At 59.3% G+C, this 23449-nt stretch carries 20 protein-coding genes and 1 tRNA gene; 4 read left to right on the forward strand and 17 right to left on the reverse strand.

Features of this window, described 5'->3' with window-relative positions:
- Positions 1-51: 51 nt before the first annotated feature.
- The 6 genes from LWH94_RS15635 to rpsU form a co-directional block, all read right to left on the reverse strand.
- Positions 52-513, reverse strand: coding sequence for a hypothetical protein (locus LWH94_RS15635; protein WP_232902803.1), 462 nt, complete (start codon positions 511-513; stop codon positions 52-54).
- 407 nt (positions 514-920) lie between these two features.
- Positions 921-2783 (reverse strand): reverse transcriptase domain-containing protein, encoded by a 1863-nt coding sequence (locus tag LWH94_RS15640; RefSeq protein ID WP_232902804.1) that lies wholly within the window; start codon positions 2781-2783, stop codon positions 921-923.
- Positions 2784-2897: 114 nt separating this feature from the next.
- A tRNA-Ile gene (locus LWH94_RS15645) sits at positions 2898-2973 on the reverse strand.
- Positions 2974-3582: 609 nt separating this feature from the next.
- Positions 3583-5430 (reverse strand): RNA polymerase sigma factor RpoD, encoded by a 1848-nt coding sequence (gene rpoD / locus LWH94_RS15650; RefSeq protein WP_058339905.1) that lies wholly within the window; start codon positions 5428-5430, stop codon positions 3583-3585.
- Positions 5431-5548: 118 nt separating this feature from the next.
- Positions 5549-7300, reverse strand: a complete 1752-nt coding sequence (gene dnaG / locus LWH94_RS15655) for a DNA primase (protein ID WP_232902805.1) — start codon at positions 7298-7300, stop codon at positions 5549-5551.
- Between the two features lie 152 nt (positions 7301-7452).
- Complete coding sequence (gene rpsU / locus LWH94_RS15660) at positions 7453-7668, reverse strand: 30S ribosomal protein S21 (protein WP_007153483.1); 216 nt, start codon at positions 7666-7668, stop codon at positions 7453-7455.
- Between the two features lie 234 nt (positions 7669-7902).
- On the opposite strand from rpsU, the gene tsaD reads away from it, so the two are divergent.
- Positions 7903-8958: a tRNA (adenosine(37)-N6)-threonylcarbamoyltransferase complex transferase subunit TsaD gene (gene tsaD / locus LWH94_RS15665; protein WP_094625249.1), complete on the forward strand. Its 1056-nt coding sequence runs from the start codon at positions 7903-7905 to the stop codon at positions 8956-8958.
- A gap of 3 nt (positions 8959-8961) precedes the next feature.
- Here the strand turns inward: tsaD and plsY are convergent, their stop codons facing one another.
- Positions 8962-9555, reverse strand: coding sequence for a glycerol-3-phosphate 1-O-acyltransferase PlsY (plsY, locus tag LWH94_RS15670; protein WP_232902830.1), 594 nt, complete (start codon positions 9553-9555; stop codon positions 8962-8964).
- A gap of 144 nt (positions 9556-9699) precedes the next feature.
- On the opposite strand from plsY, the gene folB reads away from it, so the two are divergent.
- Both folB and folK (LWH94_RS15680) read left to right on the forward strand, forming a co-directional pair.
- Positions 9700-10068 (forward strand): dihydroneopterin aldolase, encoded by a 369-nt coding sequence (folB, locus tag LWH94_RS15675; RefSeq protein ID WP_058340008.1) that lies wholly within the window; start codon positions 9700-9702, stop codon positions 10066-10068.
- Positions 10068-10583: a 2-amino-4-hydroxy-6-hydroxymethyldihydropteridine diphosphokinase gene (folK, locus tag LWH94_RS15680; RefSeq protein WP_232902806.1), complete on the forward strand. Its 516-nt coding sequence runs from the start codon at positions 10068-10070 to the stop codon at positions 10581-10583. The genes folB and folK (LWH94_RS15680) overlap by 1 nt, the downstream gene beginning before the upstream one ends.
- Here folK (LWH94_RS15680) and pgi read toward each other — a convergent pair.
- From pgi to dksA, 10 genes are all read right to left on the reverse strand, one after another.
- Positions 10566-12227 carry a glucose-6-phosphate isomerase gene (gene pgi / locus LWH94_RS15685; protein WP_232902807.1) on the reverse strand — a complete coding sequence of 554 codons (1662 nt, stop codon included), beginning with the start codon at positions 12225-12227 and terminating at the stop codon, positions 10566-10568. The two genes, folK (LWH94_RS15680) and pgi, sit on opposite strands and share 18 nt — an antisense overlap.
- A 56-nt stretch (positions 12228-12283) precedes the next feature.
- Positions 12284-13132 carry a pantoate--beta-alanine ligase gene (gene panC / locus LWH94_RS15690; RefSeq protein ID WP_232902808.1) on the reverse strand — a complete coding sequence of 283 codons (849 nt, stop codon included), beginning with the start codon at positions 13130-13132 and terminating at the stop codon, positions 12284-12286.
- On the reverse strand, positions 13129-13923 hold the full coding sequence (gene panB / locus LWH94_RS15695; protein ID WP_058339899.1) for a 3-methyl-2-oxobutanoate hydroxymethyltransferase: 795 nt from the start codon (positions 13921-13923) through the stop codon (positions 13129-13131). The genes panC and panB overlap by 4 nt, the downstream gene beginning before the upstream one ends.
- A gap of 75 nt (positions 13924-13998) precedes the next feature.
- The gene (folK, locus tag LWH94_RS15700; RefSeq protein WP_232902809.1) at positions 13999-14499 is read right to left on the reverse strand and encodes a 2-amino-4-hydroxy-6-hydroxymethyldihydropteridine diphosphokinase; all 501 of its coding nucleotides are present in this window, start codon (positions 14497-14499) and stop codon (positions 13999-14001) included.
- On the reverse strand, positions 14496-15866 hold the full coding sequence (gene pcnB, locus LWH94_RS15705; protein WP_036220063.1) for a polynucleotide adenylyltransferase PcnB: 1371 nt from the start codon (positions 15864-15866) through the stop codon (positions 14496-14498). The genes folK (LWH94_RS15700) and pcnB overlap by 4 nt, the downstream gene beginning before the upstream one ends.
- 723 nt (positions 15867-16589) lie before the next feature.
- Positions 16590-17993 carry a sigma-54-dependent transcriptional regulator gene (locus LWH94_RS15710; RefSeq protein WP_232902810.1) on the reverse strand — a complete coding sequence of 468 codons (1404 nt, stop codon included), beginning with the start codon at positions 17991-17993 and terminating at the stop codon, positions 16590-16592.
- A gap of 7 nt (positions 17994-18000) precedes the next feature.
- Positions 18001-20964: an ATP-binding protein gene (locus tag LWH94_RS15715; protein ID WP_232902811.1), complete on the reverse strand. Its 2964-nt coding sequence runs from the start codon at positions 20962-20964 to the stop codon at positions 18001-18003.
- Complete coding sequence (locus LWH94_RS15720) at positions 20954-21130, reverse strand: hypothetical protein (RefSeq protein ID WP_022990235.1); 177 nt, start codon at positions 21128-21130, stop codon at positions 20954-20956. The genes LWH94_RS15715 and LWH94_RS15720 overlap by 11 nt, the downstream gene beginning before the upstream one ends.
- A gap of 4 nt (positions 21131-21134) precedes the next feature.
- On the reverse strand, positions 21135-22052 hold the full coding sequence (gluQRS, locus tag LWH94_RS15725; protein ID WP_232902812.1) for a tRNA glutamyl-Q(34) synthetase GluQRS: 918 nt from the start codon (positions 22050-22052) through the stop codon (positions 21135-21137).
- A 48-nt stretch (positions 22053-22100) separates the two neighbouring features.
- Entirely contained in the window at positions 22101-22541 is a 441-nt protein-coding gene (gene dksA / locus LWH94_RS15730) for an RNA polymerase-binding protein DksA (protein WP_022990237.1), read from the reverse strand.
- A 173-nt stretch (positions 22542-22714) separates the two neighbouring features.
- Here dksA and sfsA point away from each other — a divergent pair, with 173 nt between their 5' ends.
- A complete protein-coding gene (gene sfsA, locus LWH94_RS15735) occupies positions 22715-23446 on the forward strand; it encodes a DNA/RNA nuclease SfsA (protein WP_232902813.1) in 732 nt (243 codons plus the stop codon).
- The last annotated feature ends 3 nt before the right edge of the window (positions 23447-23449 follow it).

Consider the following 23449-nt stretch of genomic DNA (forward strand, 5'->3'; position numbering starts at 1 on the left):
TTTTGATGGGGGAATCAGGCAGCCTGCCAGGGTGGCAGCTTTGCCGTGGAATCAGTGGCAGCTTTCGCGTGGAATGGGTGGCAGGCTTCGTCTGGAATCAGTGGCAACCTTGGTCTGGAATACGCAGTCCATGCTGGCCACGTTCTGAAACAGCACGTGCGTATCACTGTCTTTTACCAGAAAGTACGATGGCGATGAGTAAAGCTCGAAAGCTACAACATTGCTATCTTCTTCAGTCAGGAAAAAGTGTGCCGGCTCGGTTTTATTGGCAAATGTCAGCGTAGTTCCGGCAAGGCCGGAGGCCCAGTTTGTTTCGGTTGTCTCCCCGGAATTAGGCAATGTAGTCGACATCCCTACGAATCCATCCAGCCCACCAACATCTGTGCCGCCCGAGATTGTGTACGCCGATGCGCCAGCGCTAAGGCTGAAGGCGGCAATCGCGCTTACAAATAGATATTTTGTTTTCATTTCGAACATCTCCCTTAAACCAGCTTTGCTGGTGGTATTCCGCATCCCGACGATTCCCCGCCCTTTGCCGATATGCGCCAGCCCCTGGCAGGGAAGGTCAGTGTCGGGACGTTACCAAGGGATTTGCAAGGTCTGGGCCAACCTTCTAAGGCATTGAAAGTGCAGAAAATTTTGTGGGCAGCTAGCCTGGGAGTGTAAAGAAGACTGACAGGGTGGTTGGGGAAAGTTGGTGGCGCAGTGCCCCGGGAGTGCCCCGTGGTGGCCCCAGAAACAACAAAGCCCGCTCGAAAGCAGGCTAAGTCGTTGAAATTATTGGTGGGCCCAGCTGGACTCGAACCAGCGACCAAGGGAGTAGGGTCGAGGACCACGTCCTACGTGTAGGAGCGCAATCCCCTCCCTCCGAACGCAGCGTGCAGGTTTCCAAGCACTACGCTCTCCAGTTGTCATCCTGATTATGCTGCGGCAATGTGGGGAAGTTTAAAGTCCTTTAATGCGAGGCCATCGTAGCTTCCGTTGTGGATGCTATGGTGACAATCCTTGCAGACCGGAATCTGCTTTCGGTTCATCGTGGCCATCAATTTCGTAAATCCTTTCACCTTACTTCCCATTCTGCGGATATGTTTCACGTGGTGCATTGCTACCCCGTTTGGTTCACCGCAGATTACGCACGGACTAAAGAGCTTCGAGCGTGTTCGAAGCCGTGAGAAGGACACTAGTCGGCCTGCCATGGCATTCTGATCAGAAGTCATAAAGCGCATGGGAGAGGCTTTCCAGTTTTTGCAGAGGCTTAGCGCTACCGCTCGAACGACTTTGCCTTGATCGTCGTATACCTTCACCGTCAGTCTGTCTCCAAATTTCTTGAAGGTTTTCCTGACGCTTGTCCTGTGCTTGCCAGCCAACGTTTTGGCTGCCGAGAATTTCACAATGTACTGAACCCTAGTTAGGTCTGAGAAGTTATCCACGAAACTATAATAGTTCAGCAGGCCCCTCAGTATGCCGTTGTACATCTCGATTATCTGAGTGTCATCCAGCACTGTCCAAGCGCCCTTGGATTTTGGGTTCCCAGCGGGGTCACAAAGTCCTTTTGCATGCAAATCCCTAACAAGTTTTCCTGTCGGGGCGAACATTGATGGTGTCCATCCTGCTACCCTTTTCGTGAAGGTCTGGCCGCCGCGCTTAACTTTCATGACCTTTTGGTTTCCACTTCTGCCTATCTTTATCAGTGTCCCAAGAAAGAACGCTGTTTCAGTTTTGGCATGGCGGATGTGGGTTTTTTCCATACTGAGGGTCAAGTTGAGGGAGTCTCGAAGAAACTCCTTGGCCTTTTCCCGAATCGTATGGGCAAGCTCATGTGAGCCATTCACCCCGATCATCCAGTCGTCCGCATATCGGATGTATTTGATTCTGATGAAGCTATCATCCGATGGATGAGATGATGGGATATCCAACAATCGCTTCTTAATCAGACGGAGGTCCTTGATCCGGCGAGCGCGTACTTCGCCTTCCAAGTTGTCCAATCCCTTTCTCAGCTTTTCCAGTTTAGCTGACAGCCTACGAGACTCAGGATTACGCTTTTTGGACTTGCCCTTTTGGTAGGCCTCGATTATCTGATTTTCCACGAATTCATCGAACTCGTGAAGGCAGATGTTGGCGAGTATCGGTGAAACGATGCTGCCTTGAGGCGTTCCCGCCAGGGTATCCTTGAACGTTCCGAATTCGAAGTAGCCTGCCTTTAGTGCCTTCTGAATGAGATTTAGGAATCTCTCATCTTCAATGCGCTTACGCAGCAGTTGGATTAGTATGGAGTGGTCGATGTCATCGAAGAAGCCTTTGATGTCTCCCTCTATGACCCAGTTTACTCCAGACCAGCCATTTCTGACTTCCTTCAAGGCTGTGTGGCATCCTCGGTCAGGTCTAAAGCCATGGCTCAGGTCATGAAACGTGGGCTCGTATATTGCTTCGAGGATCATCCGCATGACTTCTTGGACAACCTTATCCCGAGGCGGTGCGATGCCTAGAGGTCTCGTTTTCCCGTTCGCCTTGGGGATTTCGACTCTCCTAGCTCCTTTGAACTTGAAGGTTTCGTCCCGCATGCTTTTGATGAGCCTATCAATAGTCTCAAGAGAGAAACCATCAATTGTTGTCCCATCAGACCCTTTGGTCATATTACCTGCGTTGCTCTTAATGCGTTCATACGCGACGATGTACAGGTCACGCTTATACATCAGGCGGTACAGGTTTTTATTGACCCAGTTCGACCGTGAAGCATTCAGCTTTCGGATTTCTTCAATTCTTGTGAGATCTTTGTAACTCATCCGAGTTAACCTCCAGTCCATGAAGAGTGACAACCTGCCTCCCTTCCCCATTCACGAGCTGTTAAGCCCGTCGTATACGAAGGTAGCTTTCATGGTGGAGTAGGGCGCGAGGAATGGTGGGCCCAGCCAGACTTGAACTGGCAACCAACGGCTTATGAGGCCGCTGCTCTAACCATTGAGCTATAGGCCCTCCGTGAGGGTATTACGAAGGCTCCGTTACCACGGCTGTAGCGGTTGTCTGCTACGCTCTAGCGATTACTCGCCTTAGGTAATCCCGAAGTTAATCACATCAACGTGCTATGGACTTAGGTGCCCCTTTCGACCGTTTCTCCCCTACTTGGGGTGATGGCAGTTGAGCGGCGTCGAGTGTACTCATAATCGTTACTCTCGATCAACTGCAATTTGGCGTAAGTCGCATCTTGCCAAATGGGAGGGAAGTTCCCCATCTTGGTCTAGGATTCAAGCAGTTTAGCTTTCACCATATCCATCCTAGCTGACATACCTATTGAGGTTATTGCGACTACCTCTCGTATGCCTTTTACCGACGTGCTCTTTTCCCCTTGGGCTTTCACCCTTAGGTGTCTTAACGGCGAAGGACCATTCAGCCTATTTCATCCGTTAATAAGTCGGTGCTTTATGCCCCTTTACCGCAGGGCAGTGACTATCCAGCCACAACGTTGATGCGCCCACATCGGCGCACTTATGAGTCCCCTGCTCTAACCAACTGAGCTATAGGCCCTGAAAGGAAAACGGGCGCCATTATACCCGCGAGGGGTGGCGCCCGCTACTGTGTTGCGGATTAACCGTTGCCCTGATCGTCAATAAATCCGCGCAGGTGATCGGAGCGGGAAGGATGGCGCAGTTTGCGCAGGGCCTTGGCTTCGATCTGACGGATACGCTCACGGGTTACGTCGAACTGCTTGCCGACTTCTTCCAGGGTGTGGTCGGTGTTCATCTCGATACCGAAGCGCATGCGCAGCACCTTGGATTCGCGAGCGGTCAGGCCGGCCAGCACGGAGCGTGTCGCTTCGCGCAGGCCTTCAGCGGTGGCGGAATCCACCGGCGACAGGGCCTGGATATCTTCGATGAAATCGCCCAGATGGCTGTCTTCATCGTCGCCGATCGGGGTTTCCATGGAGATCGGCTCTTTGGCGATCTTCAGCACCTTGCGGATCTTGTCTTCCGGCATTTCCATGCGCTCGCCAAGCTCTTCCGGTGTGGGCTCGCGGCCCATTTCCTGCAGCATCTGGCGGGAAATGCGGTTCAGCTTGTTGATCGTTTCGATCATGTGCACCGGAATCCGGATGGTGCGGGCCTGGTCCGCGATAGAGCGGGTGATGGCCTGACGGATCCACCAGGTGGCGTAGGTAGAGAACTTGTAGCCACGACGGTATTCAAACTTGTCGACGGCTTTCATCAGGCCGATATTGCCTTCCTGGATCAGGTCCAGGAACTGAAGGCCACGGTTGGTGTACTTCTTGGCAATGGAGATAACCAGACGCAGGTTGGCCTCGACCATTTCTTTCTTGGCACGGCGGGCCTTGGCTTCGCCGATAGAAACGCGACGGTTGATTTCCTTGATGTCGACCACGTCCAGGTCCACTTCGGTCTGAACGTTCTGGATGCGTTTCTGCAGGCGTACGATTTCGTCAATGCGCTCGCCGATGGCAGCGGCGTATGGCTTCTTGGTGGCGGCGATTTCTTTCGCCCACTCAAGGTCGATTTCGTTGCCCGGGAACCACTTGATGAAGTCTTTGCGGGGCATTTTGCAGTCGCGTACGCAGATCTGCATGATCGCCCGCTCGTTCTCGCGCACCAGGTCGTTGGTGGAGCGAACCACGTTCACCAGCTCGTCAAACGCCTTGTTGGCCAGTTTGAACGGAGCGAAAACCTGGCCCAGTTCGTTCAGGGCTTCCTGGGTTTTCTTGTGGCCGCGGCCGTGCTTGTCCAGGGCCTTGTTGGCGGCGTCGAGCTTTTCTTTCAGCAGCTCGAAGCGCAGGCGGGTCTCTTCCGGATCCGGGCCGTTGTCGTTGTCGTCATCGCTGGAGGTGTCGTCGTCATCGTCATCGCTGTCGGAATCGTCCGAAGAGGTATCTTCGGTGGTTTCTTCGCCCATGAACGGCTCGGCGTCGTCCGGGTCAAGGAAGCCGGTTACGATGTCGCTGATGCGGCCTTCGTTCTCGATGATGCGGTCGTAGGCCTGGATTACGGTGCCAGCTGTGCCGGGGAAGTGGGCAACGGCGGCCATGACGTCGCGGATGCCTTCTTCGATGCGCTTGGCGATAACGATTTCGCCTTCGCGGGTCAGCAGTTCAACAGTACCCATTTCGCGCATATACATGCGCACCGGGTCGGTGGTGCGGCCGGCGTCGGTTTCCACGGCGGCAAGGGCTGCGGCAGCTTCTGCGGCAGCGGCTTCGTCTGCGGTGGAATCGCCTTCGGTCATCAGCAGGGTATCGGCGTCCGGTGTTTCTTCGCACACCTGGATACCCATGTCGTTGATCATCCGGATAATATCTTCAACCTGGTCCGGGTCTGCGATATCTTCCGGCAGGTGGTCGTTTACCTCGGCGTAAGTCAGGTAACCTTGTTCCTTGCCTCGTGCGATGAGGTCTTTCAAACGTGATTTCTGCGAATTGCCTGACATAGACACCCTGTGAACTCGCTTTTAAAAAGGAAAAAAGTTAAACAGCCATTATAGCTGTCGCTTGGTTTTGCTGCCACCAATCGGTTAGATGGTGATCAATTGCGATAGTTTCAAGTTTTTACTGCCCGGCTTTCGGGTTTAACGTACCCGCACTGAGGGTTCTCAGCTCTTCCCGCTGTTCCGGGGTGAGCGTTGCCAGGTTCCGGAGCAGGGTTGCCAGTCTTTGCTGGCGCGCGGCTTCTTCGTTCGGGCTTAGCAGCTCTCTGGCAGCAGCCAGTGTGCTTTCCCGTGCCGGTATGTGCTCCAGTCCGTCGAACAGGTTGTAGAACCTGTCGCGGGCCTGCTTATCGGTTGCCAGTCCCGCTACCAGTGCTTTGCGGGTCTGGATGTTGTTTTCCAGCAGCCAGCGGGCCAGTCGGCCGGCCTGCTCCAGTTGCCTTGTGCGGTCCGCCAGGGCTTTCACTTCCGTGGCCAGTTCCGGCGCCTCCAGCAGGGCCAGGCACAAGGTGCTGTCTTTGCTGAGTTTTACGTCAATACGTTCTTCTGAAGGCCGGTTCTGGCCTTCGTTGCGCCAGCCCCGGGCCTTGTAGTTCTGGCCTTGCTGGCGGTTCTGCCACTGGTTGCGGCCGCCGCACAGTCGCAGCATTTCGTGCCACATGGCGTCCCGCAGCGTGCTGCGGGGCATTTTGTTCAGTAGCGGCTCGGCCCGGGCTCTCAGTTCGCCCCGGTGTTCCGGCAGTTGCAGGTCGAGCCCTTCGCTCTGGCGGTCAAACAGGTAGCGCGAGAGCGGAGTAGCGCCGTCTATGCGTTTCTGGAAGGCCTCGGCACCCTCTTTTCGGATCAGGGTGTCCGGGTCTTCGCCTTGCGGCAGCATCAGGAACTGCAGATGCAGACCGTCTGCCATCAGCTCCAGGGCGTTTTCCATGGCCCGGTCGGCAGCACGGAAGCCGGCCTGGTCGCCGTCAAAGCAGAATACGATGTGTCTTACCTGCCGCAGCAGGGCGTTCAGGCTGTCCTGGTTGGTCGCTGTCCCCAGGGTAGCAACGGCGTAGTGAATACCGTGCTGGGCCAGGGCGATCACGTCCATGTAGCCTTCCACCACCAGCAGCTTGTCCAGCTGGCGGATGGCTTGCCGGGCCTCGAACAGGCCGTAGATTTCACGGCTCTTGTGGAATACGTCCGATTCCGGCGAATTGATGTACTTGGCTTTGTCGTCGCCCAGTGTGCGACCACCGAAAGCGACGGTTTTGCCCCGGGTGTTCCGGATCGGGAACATTACCCGGTTGCGAAACAGGTCTCTGGGGCGGCCGTATTGATCGGAAACCGTCCGGGTTTCAATCAGCGGGCCCTTCAGATCTTTCGGGGCTGCGTCGTAAAGGGCTGTGCCTGTGCCCGGGGCGAAGCCGATCTGGTATTGCTGGATAATCGAATTATCCAGTCCGCGCTGTGTCAGGTAGTCCCTGGCATAGGCGCCTTGCTGGCCGCCCAGGGCCGACTGGTAAAAGCGATTGGCAAAGTCCAGCGCGTCGGTCAGCGTCCGGGCCTGCTGCATTTCCTGCTTGGCGGCCTTGTCGTAAGGCACTTCAAGCCCTGCGCGCCTGGCCAGTTCTTCCACTGCTTCGGTAAACCCGAGGCCCTCGAACTCACGAACGAAGCTGATGGCATCGCCGTGGGCGCCGCATCCGAAACAGTGATAGAAACCTTTGTCTGGCCGAACGTTGAACGAAGGTGTTTTTTCGTCGTGGAACGGGCAGCAGGCTTTGTAATTTGCGCCGGCTTTTTTCAGGGTAATGCGGGAACCGATCAGCTCCGCCAGGTCGATACGATCCAGCAGGTCTTCAACAAATCGTTGAGGGATCAGTCCGCTCATGGTGGCTCCACTTCAGCCTGGGTGCCGGGGTAAAACGCTATTCACCATAGCCAAAAATGCCGCCGAAGCCAGGCCTCGGCGGCATTTTCAGTTTGCCGGGTAGGGCGAAACGCCGTTCCGGCAATCAGTCTTGCTGTCGATGCGTTCTGAACTCAGTACAGACGCTCGAACTTACGCTGCTCACGCTGAAGCTTCTTGAGATGACGCTTAACGGCGGCAGCTGCTTTGCGCTTACGTACAGCGGTCGGCTTCTCGTAGTGCTCACGACGACGTACTTCAGACAGTACACCGGCCTTCTCGCAGGAACGCTTGAAGCGACGCAGTGCTACATCAAACGGCTCATTCTCTTTCACTTTAACAGCTGGCATTCGAAAATCACCTACCTGATAGATTCGGTTTCAATTGGTTCCGCCGGCCTTTGCCATGCGGGCTCGATCCCTGGTCAGATTGGCTAAAACTCGACCAGTGCTAATTTAGGGCGGCAATGATAACGGCTGGGCCTGCCGAGGTCAATCATTGTTCAACGAAACTGCCGGAGGCATTCGGGTTTCTGCTAAAATGCCGCCAGCTTTCATTTCTCCTCCTGCGGATACGGCCTGACTATGCTGATTCTTGGTATTGAAACCTCCTGCGACGAAACCGGCGTTGCCCTGTTTGATGACGAGCAGGGGCTGCTGGCCCACGCCCTGTTCAGCCAGATTGACATGCACGCCGACTACGGCGGGGTAGTGCCGGAGCTGGCCTCGCGGGATCACGTGCGCAAATTGTTGCCCCTGTGCGACCAGGTGCTGGCCGAGGCCGGCAAAACCCGCAAGGATCTTGAGGGCATTGCCTACACCGCCGGCCCGGGCCTGATCGGCGCGTTGATGGTGGGCGGCTCGGTGGCCCACGCCCTGGGTTTTGCGCTGGATATTCCGGTACTGGGTGTGCACCACATGGAAGGCCATTTGCTGGCGCCCATGCTGGAAGACAACCCGCCGGAATTTCCGTTTGTGGCGCTGCTGGTATCCGGCGGCCACACCCAGCTGGTGCGGGTAGACGGCATTGGCGAGTATGAAATGCTGGGCGAATCGGTAGACGACGCCGCCGGTGAGGCTTTCGATAAAACCGCCAAGATGCTGGGCCTGGATTACCCCGGCGGCCCCCGGGTGGCGGCGCTGGCCGAAAAGGGCCGCGATGGCATCTACCGGTTTCCGCGCCCGATGACCGATCGCCCCGGCCTGGACTTCAGTTTCAGCGGCCTGAAAACCTTTACCCTGAATACCGTGAATGCGGCCCGGGATAACGGCAACCTGGACGAGCAGGTAAAAGCCGATATCGCCCTGGCCTTCGAGGCGGCGGTGGTGGATACCCTGACCATCAAATGCAAGCGGGCACTGGAGCAGACCGGCTGCAAGCGGCTGGTGATTGCCGGTGGCGTGAGCGCGAACAAGCGGCTGCGGGCCGGGTTGGAGAAGATGGCCGCGAAGCTGCGCGGCTCTGTGTTCTATGCCCGCCCGGAATTCTGCACCGATAACGGGGCCATGATTGCCTACGCAGGTGCCCAGCGGCTGCGGGCCGGGCAGCGTGACGGTGAACGGATTGTGTCGGTGCCGCGCTGGCCGATGAACACCCTGCCGGCGGTGAATGAGCCCCGGGCTAACGGCCTTGTAGACTGAGTATTACAAACCGGTTTCCCGGCCCTGGGCCAGGCGGATCAGGTTATTGCGGTGGCGCACCACAATCAGCAGGGTAAGCAGGCCAAACAGGGGCAGGGTATCCGGCTCCAGCAGGGCGCTGATGACCGGCCCGCTGGCAATGGCAATCAATGAGGCCAGCGCAGAGATACGCCAGCGCCACATGATCACCAGCCAGATGCCGGCTATGATCAGGGTTGTGACCGGCGCCAGCGCAAGGCCGGCCCCGAGGGCTGTTGCCACGCCCTTGCCACCCTTGAACCGGTAGAACAGCGGAATCATATGGCCGGTTACCGCGCACAGGGCCACCATGGCCTGCACCAGGATGGACAGTCCCGCCAGGTGCGCCAGCCACACCGGTAGCCAGCCCTTGAAGGCATCCAGTGCCAGGGTGATCAGCGCCGGTTTCCAGCCGCCGGCCCGGTACACGTTGGTGGCTCCGGGGTTGCCGGAACCCAGCGCCCGCGGATCGGGCAACTGCCATGCGCGGCACACGGGCACGGCAAACAGCACCGAGCCGGCCAGGTAGGCACCGAAGCAGAGCAGTACAATCACAATCGGGTTGCTGGTTACATCCATGGCTGCATCGCAGGTGCGCAGACGGCACCGGGTGTTCTGTGAGAAAATGCCGCCCCTTAAATCCGGCAGACAGGCGAACAGCCACAGTATCGCTTGCCTGTGCATTATTCAATCAGCCTTGAGTGGAACATCCTGGAGTCCGGTTTGGCAGATGCTTCAACAGACATCGTCTTCATCGAAGGCCTGGCGGTAGAGACCGTTATCGGCGTGTACGACTGGGAACGCGACGTCACCCAGCGGCTGCTGGTAGACCTTGAAATGGCATGGGACAACCGTCGCCCGGGTGCCAGTGACGATGTGGCCGATGCCCTGGACTATGCTGCGGTGAGCGAGCGGGTAACTGCCGTGCTGCAGGCGCTGCAGCCAAAGCTGCTGGAGCGGGCGGCGGAAGAGCTGGCCGGGGTGCTGCAGAATGAGTTCGGGGTACGCTGGTTGCGATTAACCCTGCGAAAGCCTGGCGCCGTGCCGGCGGCCAGGGCGGTGGGTGTAAAAATTGAAAGGGGAGAGCGGTGATGGCCAGGGTGTATATCAGTATCGGCAGTAACATCGACCGCTACCGGCACGTAACGGCAGCACTGGATGCCTTGCAGCAGTGGTTTGGTGAGCTGGTGATCTCGCCGGTGTACGAGAGCGAGTCGGTGGGCTTTGACGGTTCGGACTTCCTGAACCTGGTGGTGGGGGTGGAGACCGACTTGCCGGTTGGCGAATTATCTGCCCGTTTCAAGCAGCTGGAGCGGGAAAACGGGCGCAAGCCGGATGCTCCCAAGTTCAGCCCGCGAACCCTGGACCTGGATATCCTGACCTGGGGCAATGTTACCGGCGTAACCGATGGCGTTGAATTGCCCCGGGCCGAGATTCTGAAGAATGCCTTTGTGCTGCGTCCACTGGCGGATATCGCACCTGAAGATGTACATCCGGTGTGTAGCGAAAGCTATGGACGACTGTGGCAGGCCTATAGCACCGACCAGAAACTCTGGCCGGTGGATTTCACCTGGCAGGGGCGCCGGATTTCACAGGCCGTTGGCTGACCGGAACCGCTCAATCAGGTGATCGGTGGCGCTGTCGCCTGCAGTGCCGTCACTCTTTTCGCCCAGCAGGCGCGGCAGGATTTCGTTGCCAATCTGCTTGCCCAGCTCCACGCCCCACTGATCAAAGCAGTCCACGTCCCAGATAACGCTCTGCACGAAGGTGCGGTGCTCATACAGCGCAACCAGCGCACCCAGTGTCTCCGGGGTTAGCTGTTCCATCATCAGGATGTTGCTGGGCTGGTTGCCGGGGATTACCTTGTGCGGGGCCAGCGTCTGCGCTGCAGCCTCAGCCATGCCGCTATCCCGCAGCTCCTGAACGGCTTCCTCCCGGGTTTTCCCCGCCATCATGGCCCGTGCCTGGCTCAGGCAATTGGCAAACAGGGTGGCGTGGTGGTGTTCCACGGGGTTGTGGGACTTCAGCGGAATCACAAAGTCGGCGGGAATCAGCCGGGTGCCCTGGTGGATCAGCTGGTGATAGGCGTGCTGGCCGTTGGCGCCCACACCGCCCCAGAGAATCGGGCCGGTTGTGGAGTCCACCGGGGTACCCTGCTGGGTTACCCGCTTGCCGTTACTTTCCATATCCAGCTGTTGCAGGTGTTCCGGCAGGTGTTTCAGGTACTCGTCGTAGGGCAGTACCGCGTGGCTGCCGGCACCCCAGAAGTTGTTGTACCAGACGCTCAGCATGGCCATCACCACCGGCAGGTTTCGCTCGGCCGGGGTGTTGCGGAAATGGCAGTCCATGGCATGGGCGCCGGCCAGCAGGGAACGGAAGTGTTCCATGCCCAGCGTCAGCGCGATGGGCAGGCCAATGGCCGACCACAGGGAATAACGGCCGCCCACCCAGTCCCACATGGGAAAGATGTTGTCAGCGGCAATGCCAAAGCCGGTTGCTGCTTCGATGTTGGTGGTGACCGCCATAAAGTGGCTGGCGATAGCCGTATCGGAGCCGCCATTGGCCAGGAACCATTGCCGGGCCACCAGGCTGTTATCAAGGGTTTCCTGGGTGCGGAAGGATTTGGACTGCACCAGGAACAGGGTGGTCTCCGGGTCCAGGGCCTTCAGGGTTTCGGAGATGTCGGTGCCGTCGATGTTGGCAACAAAGTGGCAGTTCAGGCCGCCCTGCCAGTAAGGCTTCAGGGCCTCAACCACCAGTTTCGGGCCCAGGAAGGAGCCGCCGATGCCAATGCTCACTACATCGGTAAAGCGTTTGCCGGTGTGGCCACGGTGCTGGCCGCTGTGTATCGCTTTAACCAGCTGCTCCATGCGGGCCAGTGTGCTGTGCACTTCCGGCATGATGTTGCAGCCATCTACCTGTACGTCGGTATCTGCCGGCTGGCGCAGTGCCGTGTGCAGGGCTGGCCGGTTTTCAGTGATGTTGACGATGCCGCCGGTAAACAGTGCCTCTGTGCGCTGCTCCAGGCCACAGGCCCGGGCCAGGTCGGCCAGTGCACTGAGGGTATCATCGGTCAGCCGGTTGCGGGAGAAATCCAGGGTCAGGCCCGCAGCTTCGACCAGGTAGCGGGTGGCGCGCGTGGGATCGTCCCGGAACAGGTCTCGCATCGGGGTTTCGGCAAGTTTTTCTTTGTGCCGGATCAGCGCCTGCCACTCGGGCTTTTGGGTCAGTGCTGCCGTGTTGTCTGGCATCAGAGTGTCCTTTCTGTCTGCCGCCTTCCCCGTTCGGGCAGGCGGCAGTTCCGGGTTCAGCGGGTTACGGAAATATTGTCGATCAGCCTTGTGGTGCCCAGGAAGGCGGCGACCAGCAGAGTGAGCTCGCGGTCGGCTTCCGCTGCGGGTTTGAGGGTCAGGCTGTTCACGATATTGAAGTAATCCGGGCGCAGCCCGGCACCGGCCAGAGCCTCTTTGGCTTCCTGCTCCAGCGTGTTGAAGTCCGAACGGCCCTGCTCCAGCTGGCTGGCGACGCTGGTGAGTGTTTTGTATACCACCGGAGCGATGGCTCGCTCCTGGTCAGACAGGTAACCATTGCGGGAGCTCTTGGCCAGGCCGTCGTCTTCGCGGATGGTCGGGGCGCCAATAACTTCGATGGGCATCATCAGGTCCCTTGCCATCTTGCGGATCACCGCCAGTTGCTGGAAATCCTTCTCGCCGAAGATGGCGATGTCAGGCTGTACCATGTTGAACAGCATGGTCACCACCGTGGCTACGCCTTCGAAATGCCCGGGGCGGCTGGCGCCGCAGTGGCCTTCGCTGACTTCCGGCACCACTACCTTGGTCTGGTTGGCCAGGCCTTCCGGATAGATCTCGTCAACCGTGGGCGCAAACACCAGGGTGTTGCCGGCAGCTTCCAGTTGGGCCTGGTCTTCTGCCAGGGTGCGAGGGTACTTGTCCAGGTCTTCGCTGGCACCGAACTGCATCGGGTTCACGAAAATACTGGTGACCACGATATCAGCGGCTTCTGTGGCCTTGCGCACCAGGGAAATGTGGCCCTCATGCAGGTTGCCCATGGTGGGCACCAGCGCAATGGTTTTGTCCTGCTGACGGAACGCCTTCAGGATGCTGCGCAGTTCTTTCAGTGAATGTACGGTTCTCATGCCTTGAACGTATGCTCCTCGGCCGGGAATGAGCGGTCTTTAACGGCTTTTGCGTAGGCGGCAATGGCTTCCGGAATGGAGTCGGTCTCTGCCAGGAAGTTTTTCACAAAGCGCGGCTTACGGCCAGTGGTGACGCCGAGCATGTCGTGCAGCACCAGCACCTGGCCGTCGGTGCCGTTGCCGGCGCCGATGCCGATGACCGGGGCTTTGACCGCCTGGGTGATGCGGGCAGCCAGCGGAGCGGGCACACATTCCAGCAGGATGACGTCGGCGCCGGCGGCTTCCAGTTCGCAGGCGTGTTCGATCATCGCCTCGGCGGCTTTGTCGTCACGGCCCTGTACCTTGTAGCCGCCGAACTTGTTGACGAACTGCGGCGTCAGGCCCAGGTGAGCACATACCGGCACCCCCCGTTCGCTCAGGGCCTCGATGGTGTCGCGCATCCAGTCGGTGCCTTCTAGCTTCACCATGTGGGCGCCGGCACGCATCAGTTCTGCGGCATTGTCCAGGGCGTCGGCCACGGTGCCGTAAGACATGAAGGGCATGTCCGCCATGATCAACGCGCCACGGTTGCCCCTGGCAACGCAGCTTGTGTGGTAGACCATGTGCTCCATGGTTACCGGCAGGGTGCTGTCATTGCCCTGAAGGACCATGCCGAGCGAGTCACCAATCAGGATCACGTCTACGCCCGCTTCACTGACCACCTGTGCAAAGGTGGCGTCATAGGAGGTGAGGGCAGAAAAGGCTTCGCCCTTTTGCTTGTATTCCCGCAGGGTGTTGATGGTAACTGCCATAGAATCCTTGCCTTTGATTAGATGAATGCCGGGGTATACCTGTTACAAGAGTAGCACGGAGTTGCCAGCTGTTAATCAGTTGCTTCCGCCTGTGGGTGGCAGTTTGCGCAGCTGATTGTCCGGGCACTGGGAACGCAGCTGATCGACTCGGCGGCCATCGGGCAGGCTCAGTTCCGGGTTCAGGTCCAGCAGGGGTTGCAGCACGAAGTCCCGGTTTGCCAGCTCGGCGTGGGGTATCGTCAGCCGCTCATCTGCCAGCTGTTGGTCGCCATACAGAAGCAGGTCAAGATCCAGGGTGCGTGGCCCCCAGTGACGCAGCCGCTCCCGGCCGTGGGCCTGTTCGATAGTTTGCAGGTGGTCCAGCAGCTGGTGTGGCGGCAGGGTCGTGCGCAGTTGGACAGCGCCATTCACAAAATCCGGTTGATCTTGCGGGCCCACGGGGCGGCTGGCGTAGAACGGCGACTGCGCCATCAGTGTGGTGTCCGGCAGGCTGGCCAGCTCGGCAACGGCGCGAGCAAGCTGGGCAGCGGGGTCCTGCAGGTTGCTGCCCAGGCCGACGTAAGCCAGCACCGTCATGACTGAGGCGGCCGTTTCACCGGGCTGCGCTTGCGCCGGCGTTTGCGGGGCGCCGTGGCCGAGCCAAGCTGGGACAGCATTCTTTCCTGGCCGCGCTCGTCCACTCTCTGGAATTCGGTCCACCACTGGCCGAGGCCGGGTTCAATCTCACCAGCAGATTCCCGTACTAACAGGAAGTCGTAGGCAGCCCGGAAGCGGGGGTGGGTGAGCGTGGCAAAGGCCCGCTTGCCCTGGCGCCGGGGCAGGCGCATCTGCATTTCCCAGATTTCTTTCATGGGGCCGGAGAAACGCTTGGGAATGGATGTGGCCTGAACCTGGCGGCCGATAACCTTGCCGATAGCACCGTGCAGGGCCGGTTGCACTGGGTCGCCGTTGTCCTGGCGGCGGCGCCATTCCACCTGCAGGGCAGGCCACAGCATGGCGGCAAACAGGAAATACGGTGTTACCGACTTGCCCTGGGCGATGCGGGCATCGGTGTTGCGCAGGGCCTGGAGGATCAGTTCGTCGGGTTCGCCGGCTTCAATGGCACGGGCGGTCTCCGGGAACAGCGGCTCCAGCAGGTTGTATTGCTGCAGCAGGTTATAGGTGGCTTCGCCATGGCCGGCGGAGAACAGTTTCAGCACTTCATCAAACAGCCGGGCCGGCGGAATGTGGCTCAACAGGGGCGCCAGCTCGCGGATCGGGGCCTCGGTTTCCGGTTCGATCTCGAACCCGAGCTTGGCGGCAAAGCGGATGGCCCGCAGCATGCGCACAGGGTCTTCCCGGTAGCGGGTTTCCGGATCACCGATCAGGCGGATCTGGTGATTTTTCAGGTCTTCCACGCCATTGGCGAAGTCGATAATGCTGAAGTCGCGGATGCAGTAGTACAGCGCGTTGATGGTGAAGTCGCGGCGCAGGGCGTCTTCTTCCTGGTTGCCGTATACGTTGTCCCGCAGCAGCAGGCCGTGCTCACTGGTGCGGTGCTCGTCGTCGGCAACATCGTCTTCTGCATCCCGGGCGTTGCCCCGGAAGGTGGTGACTTCAATAACTTCACGGCCAAACACCACGTGCACAATACGGAACCGGCGGCCGATCAGGCGGGAGTTCCGGAACAGGTCGTGGACCTCTTCAGGGGTGGCATTGGTGGCGATATCGAAGTCTTTGGGTTTGCCGCCGAGCAGGATATCCCGCACGCCGCCACCCACCAGGTAGGCTTCGTAGCCAGCTTTGTTCAGCCGGTGCAGCACTTTCTTGGCCGGCTCGCTGATCATCGAGCGGGACACGTTGTGCTGATCCCTCGGGATCTCTTGCCGCTGGTAGTGTCTGGCTTTCTTTTTCCCGTTGCCGGGCATGAAAGAGCGGAGTTTTTCTACTAGTCGTCTAGGCATGGAATTCCGTGTTTGCGAGCCGCAAAAACGGGGATTTTAACGGTTTGCGCAGGAATTGCACACGTTTGGCGGGAATCGCTGGCAATAAAGTCGTTTCAGGGGGTGTTTCGGGAAGGTGTTCGGCTTTTGTGGAAGCCAGATAATCAAAAGGCGGGTTCGCGATTACGAACCCGCCCTGAAAGCGTTGACGATCTGCATTGTTCTTGTTGTTGTCGGGATTCTTTTTGATTTTTCTACCCCACCGTGTTGCCCCAAAGTCAGGGCTTATAAGCAACGCAAACGGAAAGCTTTGAATACATGAGCAGTCAGAAACATGGCGCGGGCTTTACAGCAGTTGCGGTGTCGCCTGGAAGACGATTCTTCTCCACTTCTACAACTCGCGCATGTTGTGGGACCACTAAAAAAGCAAAGTACCCAAAACACTCAGTTCGCTCGCGTCCTGTTTTTGTTTTTGTTACCGGACGCTCTTGCAGCTTTTTGTTTTTGTTTTGACGCCGCGTTGTCACTCTTGTTTTTGTTGTTGTGCGCTTAATAGGTTGCAGGGGGCGTGCCAGTTTTTGAAAAGTGTTTATTAACAGCGAGTTACGAAAAAATGCAGATATAAGTGTTACCCCGTACCCGGTGGAAGTGTTACCTGTGTCACGTTATCTGGGGAGGGAGTGTTACCGTGAGGAACAGGAAGGTAACAAATGAACGAGGGCTCATTTGTTACCTTTCGGATGGTTAGCTGCCCGCGCCTTTTTTACGGGGAATGCCCAGCCGCTGGCGGCGCTCCCACAGCGATTTACGGCTGATGCCGAGTTTCTGGGCCAGCTCGGTTTCACTCATACGATCTTGATTTTCAAGAACAAAGTGCTGGAAGTAGTCTTCCAGGGACAAGTCGTTGGCAGAATCTGCGTCGCGGGTGGGCGTTTGTTCGTTGTCGCCTTCCACCAGGGTTTCCGGGATGTATTCGTCGCCGTAATCACTGTCCAGGTCCAGCACAGAGGGGGTGATGACGTCGGTATCGGTCAGGATTGACGCCCGCTCGATGGCATTTTCCAGTTCCCGCACGTTACCAGGCCAGCGGTAACGCTCCAGGGCTTGCATGGCTTCCGGGCTCAGGCTGAGGTCCGGGCGTCCGAGTTTCTCTGCTTGCCGTTTCAGGAACCGGCTGGCCAGGCCCAGCACATCGCCCCGGCGTTCCCGCAGTGGCGGAATACGGATCTGCATCACGTTCAGGCGGTAATAAAGGTCTTCCCGGAACTCGCCGGTGCGGGTCATCGCTTTCAGGTTGCGGTGGGTAGCGGCGATCATCCGCACGTTTACTTTCTGGCTTTGGGTAGAGCCTACCCGGCGTATTTCGCTTTCCTGCAGTACCCGCAACAGGCGGGCCTGGGCTTCGGCGGGCAATTCGCCGATTTCGTCCAGGAACAGGCTGCCACCGTCGGCAGCTTCGATCAGGCCGGTACGGGCTGAAACCGCACCGGTAAAGGCGCCCTTTTCGTGGCCGAACAGTTCCGATTCAATCAGGCTCTCGGGGATGGCGGCGCAGTTTACCGAAATCAGGGGCTTGTTGGCCCGGGGGCTGAGCAGGTGCAGGGCCCGGGCGGCCAGTTCCTTACCGGTACCGGATTCGCCCTGGATAAGCACCGTGGTTTCTGTGGGGGCTACCTTGCGGATCAGGGTGAATACCCGCTGCATAGGCTCGCAGGTGCCAAACATGACGGTCGACGGGTCACCGGATGGGGTGTCTGCGGTTCGGTCAGGGTCTTCATCGGCCCGGCTGCTGGCGGGCTCGTGGCCGCGGGCCAGGATGTTCTCCACGGCAGCCAGCATTTCGTCATGGTCGAAGGGCTTGGCAATGTAGTCCACAGCGCCCATTTTCATGGAGTCCACGGCGGAGCGCAGGCTGGCATAGCTGGTCATGATCAGCACCGGGGTGTCCGGCGCCCGGGTGATCATTTCGGTGCCGGGCGCGCCGGGCAGTCGCAGATCGGTGATGATCAGGTCAAAGCTGTCGGGGTCCAGCCCTTCGGCTTCTTCTACAGAGACGGCATCGGCCACTTCGTAGCCGGCGTGCTGCAGCAGTTTTCGGACTGCCGAGCGGATAATGTCTTCGTCTTCAACTATCAGAATACGGGGCATATTGCGTTCACGACCTTTCGTTCGGGCTGCTGTTGCCGGTATCGGTTTCTGGCTCGTAGGCGGGCAGGCGCAGCCTCATGCAGGTGCCGCGGCCGGTGGCTTTGTCGGCCGGGCTTTCTACCTGGATGTTGCCATAGTGTTCTTCAACAATACTGTACACCAGGGATAACCCCAGGCCCGTGCCTTTGTTGGGGGCCTTGGTGGTGTAAAAGGGCTCGAATATGTGGTCCAGCTGATCTGCCGGTATACCGGAGCCTTCATCAATCACCTCGATGATAGCGGAGTAGCCGTCGCCCTTACCATTGACCGTTATGGTACCTCCGTCTGGCGAGGCGTCCCTGGCGTTGGCCAGCAGGTTAACAAATACCTGAACCAGCCGCTGCTCGTCGCCCAGCACCTGCATGGAGGGCGGGCAGTCGTTAACAAAGCGGATGCCCATGCCCCGTTCGCTGAGCGACAGCAGGTTGATGGATTCTTCCACGCAGCGGTGAATGTTGACCGGTTCATAGCGGTTTGCGTGGGCATGGTTGCCGGTGCGGGCGAAGTTCATCAGGGATTGGAGGATGGCGGAAATGCGCCGGGTCTGCTGCTGTATCTGGTCTGCGGTTTCCAGGATGCCAGGGTCGTCGGTTTCCAGCTTCAGGTTCTGGGCCAGGGAGGAAATGCCGGTGACCGGGTTGCCGATTTCATGGGCCACGCCAGCGGCCAGGCGGCCAACAGAGGCCAGCCGTTCGCTGTGCATCAGTTCGTCTTCCAGCAGGCGGGTTTCGGTCTGGTCTTCCACCAGGATAATGGAACCGCCTTCGGTGTGGTCCGGGCCGCTCAGGGCCGCTTTGTGCAGGTTCAGCCAATGGGGCTTGCCCCGCAGGTCCAGCCGGTGCTTGTAGCGGTGTAGCTCCGAGCCCCGGTTAAAGTCATCCAGCAGGGTGTGCCAGTGCTCGGGAAGGGCCATCAGCCGGGCGCCCACCACTTCGTCAGCGGAAATGCCGGTGAGTGCTTCGATGGCGTGGTTCCACATCAGGATTTCGCCGTCCTCGCCCACCGAGCACGCCGGGATTGGCAGGTTCTGCAGGGTTTGCCGGTAATGCCGGCGCAGGTTGTCCAGTTCCCCGGCCAGGCCGGTCAGCTGGTTCTGGTAATCCCCCAGCGCCCGCTCCACATAGCGGATATCCTGGCCGGTGACGCCGTGGGTCAGAGGCTTGAAGCCCAGATGCCGCTTTACAATATCCCGGGCCACCGAGGGCCCCAGCAGGCCGGACAGGTTGATTTCGATCTGGTCCCGCAGCCGGCGCAGCTGGTACGGCCGGAACTCCACATTGGGCAGTTTCAGCTGGGCCAGGGCCCGTTCCACTTCCCGCCGTGCCACGCTCTGGCCCAGCGGATCCGCCAGTTGCTGGATGAATTCCTGGGAGGATGCCGCCAGCAGTTCCCGGCGCTGGGGCCGGGACAGTGCGCCCATGGAACAGGCCTGGGCAGCGCTGGTTTCTTCCGCCGACGCGGGGCTGATGATCGAGACCAGGGCAAAGACCGAGATATTCGCCGTCAGGCTGATAAAGGTAAAGATGTGCCAGTTGTCGTAGCCCGGGTTGATGGGCAGGTCGAGCCAGTATAAAAGATCCGTGGCAGACGAGAACGGCAGTACCAGGGTAAACAGCCAGATGGTCAGGCCGGTAACCAGTCCCGCGACCAGCCCCCGGCGATTGCCTTCCGGCCAGTAGATGACTCCGAGCGCGCCGGGCAGCAGTTGCAGGGTACCGGACAGGGAAATCGCGCCCAGAATGGACAGGTCCAGCTTCTGGCCGATGGTTTCGTGGAACAGCAGGGCCAGGAACAGGATAACGGCGATCAGCAGGCGCTTGACCCACTGCAGCCAGCGGTAGATGTCGCCCTGATCCCTCGGGGTTTTCAGGGGCAGCACAACGTGGTTCAGCACCATGCCGGCCAGGGCAAGGGTGCTGACAATCATCAGGCCGCTGGCGGCAGACAAACCGGCAATGTACATCAGCATGGTCAGGGCCGGGCTGCCCAGCGCCTGGGCAACGCCGATACTGAAGAAGGCGGGCGGCGAGGTGACGTCCAGTGCCTGTGCCCCCCAGACAATCAACGGAACCGGCAGGCCCACCAGCAGCAGGTAAAGCGGCAGGCCCCAGCTGGCCTTGGCCAGCGCCCGGGGTGACGGGTTTTCGCTGAAGGTCATGTGGTACATGTGTGGCAGCACAAGGGCGGCGGCGAAGGACATCAGCAGCAGGGCGCGCCAGCTGCCGTCGTTGATCGCCATGGTCATGGCCGCTTCCGGGTGGGAATTCTGCGCCAGCCAGTCGTCCAGTCCGCGGGTGCCATCGAAGACACCGAACAGGATGACGCCGCCAAGCACCAGCAGGGCGATGACCTTCACCAGCGAGTCGAAGGCAATGGCCAGTACCAGGCCCTGATGGTTGCCGGAACTCTGATGCCGTCGTGCCCCGAACAGCATGGTGAACAACACCACGATCAGGGCAAACATCACGCTGATGGCTTCCGGTGAGGTGGCCGGCGCCAGCAGGCTGGCAGATACAGTAACCGCCTGTATCTGCATGCTCAGCAAGGACAGGATAGCGGCGGCGGAACAGAGGGTTACCAGGGTGCCCGCCCACTGGCTGCGATACCGGTAGGCGAACAGGTCGGCCAGGGATGTGAGCTGGTAGGCCCGGGCAATTCTCAGAATGGGGTTTAACAGCACCGGTGCCAGCAAAAAGGCACCACTGATGCCCAGGTAATAGGCCAGGAAGCCGTAGCCGGACTCCGCCGCCATGCCAATGGCACCATACACGGCCCAGATGCCGGCGTAGACCCCGAGGCTGAGGGTATACACCAGGGGGTGACGCACCCAGCGGCGCATCAGCGTGCCCTGCTCGGTGCCCCAGGCAATACCGAACAGCAGGACAAGGTACAGGAGGCTGGCCAGTAACAGGCCGGTGGCACTAAAACTCATTGGGATCCCGTCGCCATTCCAGCCAGACGCCGATGGCTATCAGCCCGCCCCAGATCACATAGGGGCTATACCAGACGTTATCCGGCGACGTCCACCAATCCAGGATGTTCGGGGAAAAAATATAGATGGCCAGTACCAGCAGAAAAACCAGACGGTAAATGTACATCGGCTCAGTGGTCCGAACGGGTGTGTGTACCGGGGGTTATACCACGGGCCTGCCGGGATGTCAGGGGAATAGCCTGTCGCTGCCAGTTTGCCCGGCCCCAGGCCAGTATCGCGTCCACACCGCGAGCGGCCAGTTCCGGTGGCGGATTTTGTCCCAGCGTCTGCAGTGCCTGAACCAGGTTCTCTGCCGGGCGGGTATCGTCCAGTGCCGGGGCATGGGTCTGTTTGCTCAGTTTCTGGCCCTGGTCGTTCAGGATCACCGGAATATGCAGCCAGTGGGGCGGCTGTGCGCCCAGGGCCCGGTAGATCTGTTGCTGCTGGGCGGTCATGTCCAGCAGGTCTGAGCCACGAACAATGTGGGTGATGCCCTGGTCGATGTCGTCCACCACCACCGCCAGCTGGTAGGCGTAGAAGCCTTCCTTGCGCAGGATGACCGGGTCGTCGATTTCCGCATGTACCTGCTGTTGCTGCGGGCCCAGCAGCTGGTCATGCCAGTGGCTGGTTTCGTCCTGCAGGGCAAGGCGGATGGCGAAAGGCTCGTTGCCAACGCCGGCAGTGCCGTTGCGACAGTGGTTCGGGTGCCGGCCACCATGGGCTTGCAGTTGTTTGCGGGAACAGCGGCAGCGATATGCCTTGCCGGATTCCAGCAGCTGGGCGATGGCGGCCTGGTAGGCGCCATGGCGCTTTGACTGAAAGCGTATCGGTTCGTCCGGGAACAGGCCGTGGCAGTCCAGGGAATGGAGGATTTGTCCGGTGGCTTCGGGTGGTTCCCGCAGGGGGTCCAGATCTTCGATTCGTACCAGCCAGTCACCGCCAGCGGTTCGGGCTTCCAGCCAGCTGGCCAGGGCCGTAACCAGTGAGCCGAAGTGCAGGGGGCCGGTTGGGGAAGGCGCAAAGCGCCCGCGGTAGCGGGGTTGCTTCATAGGGAGTCATCTGGCCGGCAGCGGGTGCTGCCGGCCATTGAGGCGTGATCAGATGCCAGTCTGGCGCTCGCGGATTTCTGCCAGGGTTTTGCAGTCGATGCAGAGCGTGGCTGTCGGGCGGGCCTCCAGCCGGCGAATACCGATTTCCACACCGCACTGGTCGCAAAAACCGTAGTCGTCTTTGTCGATGCGGTCGATGGTCTGGTCAATCTTCTTGATCAGTTTACGCTCACGGTCCCGTGTGCGCAGTTCCAGGCTGAACTCTTCTTCCTGGGTTGCGCGATCGCTGGGATCCGCGTAGTTTGCGGCGTCTTCCTGCATATGGTGCATGGTGCGGTCCACTTCTTCCATCAGCTCCTGTTTCCATTGCAGGAGAAGATCTTTGAAGTGCTGCAGCATGTCAGCACTCATATACTCTTCACCCTTCTTCATTTCATAAGGGGTGAAGTTGGTAAAACGTTCGCGTGGTTGTTCTGCAGTGTTTGCCATTGAACCCGGCCTCTTGTTTGTACTTCACAAGAACGCTTTGCTTCCGCCGCGCCAGCGTGGCTGCGCGGTTTAACCCTGGATAAAGCATTCGTCCTGAATCGGGAGTTTGCGGAAAATAGCAGATAAGTTACGGGGGTGCCAGCCCTGTAACGCCGACTTTATGGGGAGATCACGTGAAGTTTCCTGAACCTTTGGTGGAAGGGCGCCTGATCCGGCGCTACAAACGCTTTCTGGCGGATGTCCGCCTGCCCGGTGGCGAGGAGGTAACCGCTCACTGCCCCAACACCGGTTCCATGCTGGGGTGCCAGCCGGAGAACGCCAGGGTGTGGCTCAGCTGCAGCGACAACCCCAAGCGCAAGCTGCAATACACCTGGGAGTTGGTGGAAACCTCACCCGGGGTGCTGGCCTGTGTGAATACGGCGCGGCCCAATGCACAGGCCCGGCATGCCATTGAAAGCGGCGTGGTAGAGGAGTTGGCCGGGTACAGTACGGTTCGTAGCGAAGTGCGGTACGGTGAGGAAAAAAGCCGGATTGACCTGCTGCTCTCCGGCCATGCCAGCGAGCCGGATGCCTGGGTGGAGGTCAAGAATGTCACCCTGGCCGAAGGCGGGCGGGGCTATTTTCCGGATGCGGTCACCGAGCGGGGCCAGAAGCACTTGCGTGAGTTGATGGCGCAGGTGGCAAAGGGCGACCGTGGGGTGCTGTTCTTCCTGGTGAACCACACCGGTATCGAAGAAGTACGCCCGGCAGACCACATCGACGCCCGTTATGGCCAGTTACTGCGCCAGGCTTGTGAAGCGGGGGTGGAAGTGGTGGCTTATCGGTCTGCCCTGGCCGGTGACGATGGTAACCCCACCGGCCGGCTGGACCTGACAGAAGCGGTACCGGTCAACCTGGAGCCCTGACCG

This window comes from Marinobacter sp. G11 (assembly GCF_021282325.1).
GTDB classification, from domain to species: domain Bacteria; phylum Pseudomonadota; class Gammaproteobacteria; order Pseudomonadales; family Oleiphilaceae; genus Marinobacter; species Marinobacter vinifirmus.

What these genes read in the sequence shown, in the direction of transcription:
- LWH94_RS15635 (WP_232902803.1), bottom strand. Translation starts at nt 513, where the DNA reads ATGCGGAATACCACCAGCAAAGCTGGTTTAAGGGAGATGTTCGAAATG.
- LWH94_RS15640 (WP_232902804.1), bottom strand. Translation starts at nt 2,783, where the DNA reads ATGAGTTACAAAGATCTCACAAGAATTGAAGAAATCCGAAAGCTGAAT.
- rpoD (WP_058339905.1), bottom strand. Translation starts at nt 5,430, where the DNA reads ATGTCAGGCAATTCGCAGAAATCACGTTTGAAAGACCTCATCGCACGA.
- dnaG (WP_232902805.1), bottom strand. Translation starts at nt 7,300, where the DNA reads ATGAGCGGACTGATCCCTCAACGATTTGTTGAAGACCTGCTGGATCGT.
- rpsU (WP_007153483.1), bottom strand. Translation starts at nt 7,668, where the DNA reads ATGCCAGCTGTTAAAGTGAAAGAGAATGAGCCGTTTGATGTAGCACTG.
- tsaD (WP_094625249.1), top strand. Translation starts at nt 7,903, where the DNA reads ATGCTGATTCTTGGTATTGAAACCTCCTGCGACGAAACCGGCGTTGCC.
- plsY (WP_232902830.1), bottom strand. Translation starts at nt 9,555, where the DNA reads ATGGATGTAACCAGCAACCCGATTGTGATTGTACTGCTCTGCTTCGGT.
- folK (WP_232902806.1), top strand. Translation starts at nt 10,068, where the DNA reads ATGGCCAGGGTGTATATCAGTATCGGCAGTAACATCGACCGCTACCGG.
- pgi (WP_232902807.1), bottom strand. Translation starts at nt 12,227, where the DNA reads ATGCCAGACAACACGGCAGCACTGACCCAAAAGCCCGAGTGGCAGGCG.
- panC (WP_232902808.1), bottom strand. Translation starts at nt 13,132, where the DNA reads ATGAGAACCGTACATTCACTGAAAGAACTGCGCAGCATCCTGAAGGCG.
- panB (WP_058339899.1), bottom strand. Translation starts at nt 13,923, where the DNA reads ATGGCAGTTACCATCAACACCCTGCGGGAATACAAGCAAAAGGGCGAA.
- folK (WP_232902809.1), bottom strand. Translation starts at nt 14,499, where the DNA reads ATGACGGTGCTGGCTTACGTCGGCCTGGGCAGCAACCTGCAGGACCCC.
- pcnB (WP_036220063.1), bottom strand. Translation starts at nt 15,866, where the DNA reads ATGCCTAGACGACTAGTAGAAAAACTCCGCTCTTTCATGCCCGGCAAC.
- LWH94_RS15710 (WP_232902810.1), bottom strand. Translation starts at nt 17,993, where the DNA reads ATGCCCCGTATTCTGATAGTTGAAGACGAAGACATTATCCGCTCGGCA.
- LWH94_RS15715 (WP_232902811.1), bottom strand. Translation starts at nt 20,964, where the DNA reads ATGAGTTTTAGTGCCACCGGCCTGTTACTGGCCAGCCTCCTGTACCTT.
- LWH94_RS15720 (WP_022990235.1), bottom strand. Translation starts at nt 21,130, where the DNA reads ATGTACATTTACCGTCTGGTTTTTCTGCTGGTACTGGCCATCTATATT.
- gluQRS (WP_232902812.1), bottom strand. Translation starts at nt 22,052, where the DNA reads ATGAAGCAACCCCGCTACCGCGGGCGCTTTGCGCCTTCCCCAACCGGC.
- dksA (WP_022990237.1), bottom strand. Translation starts at nt 22,541, where the DNA reads ATGGCAAACACTGCAGAACAACCACGCGAACGTTTTACCAACTTCACC.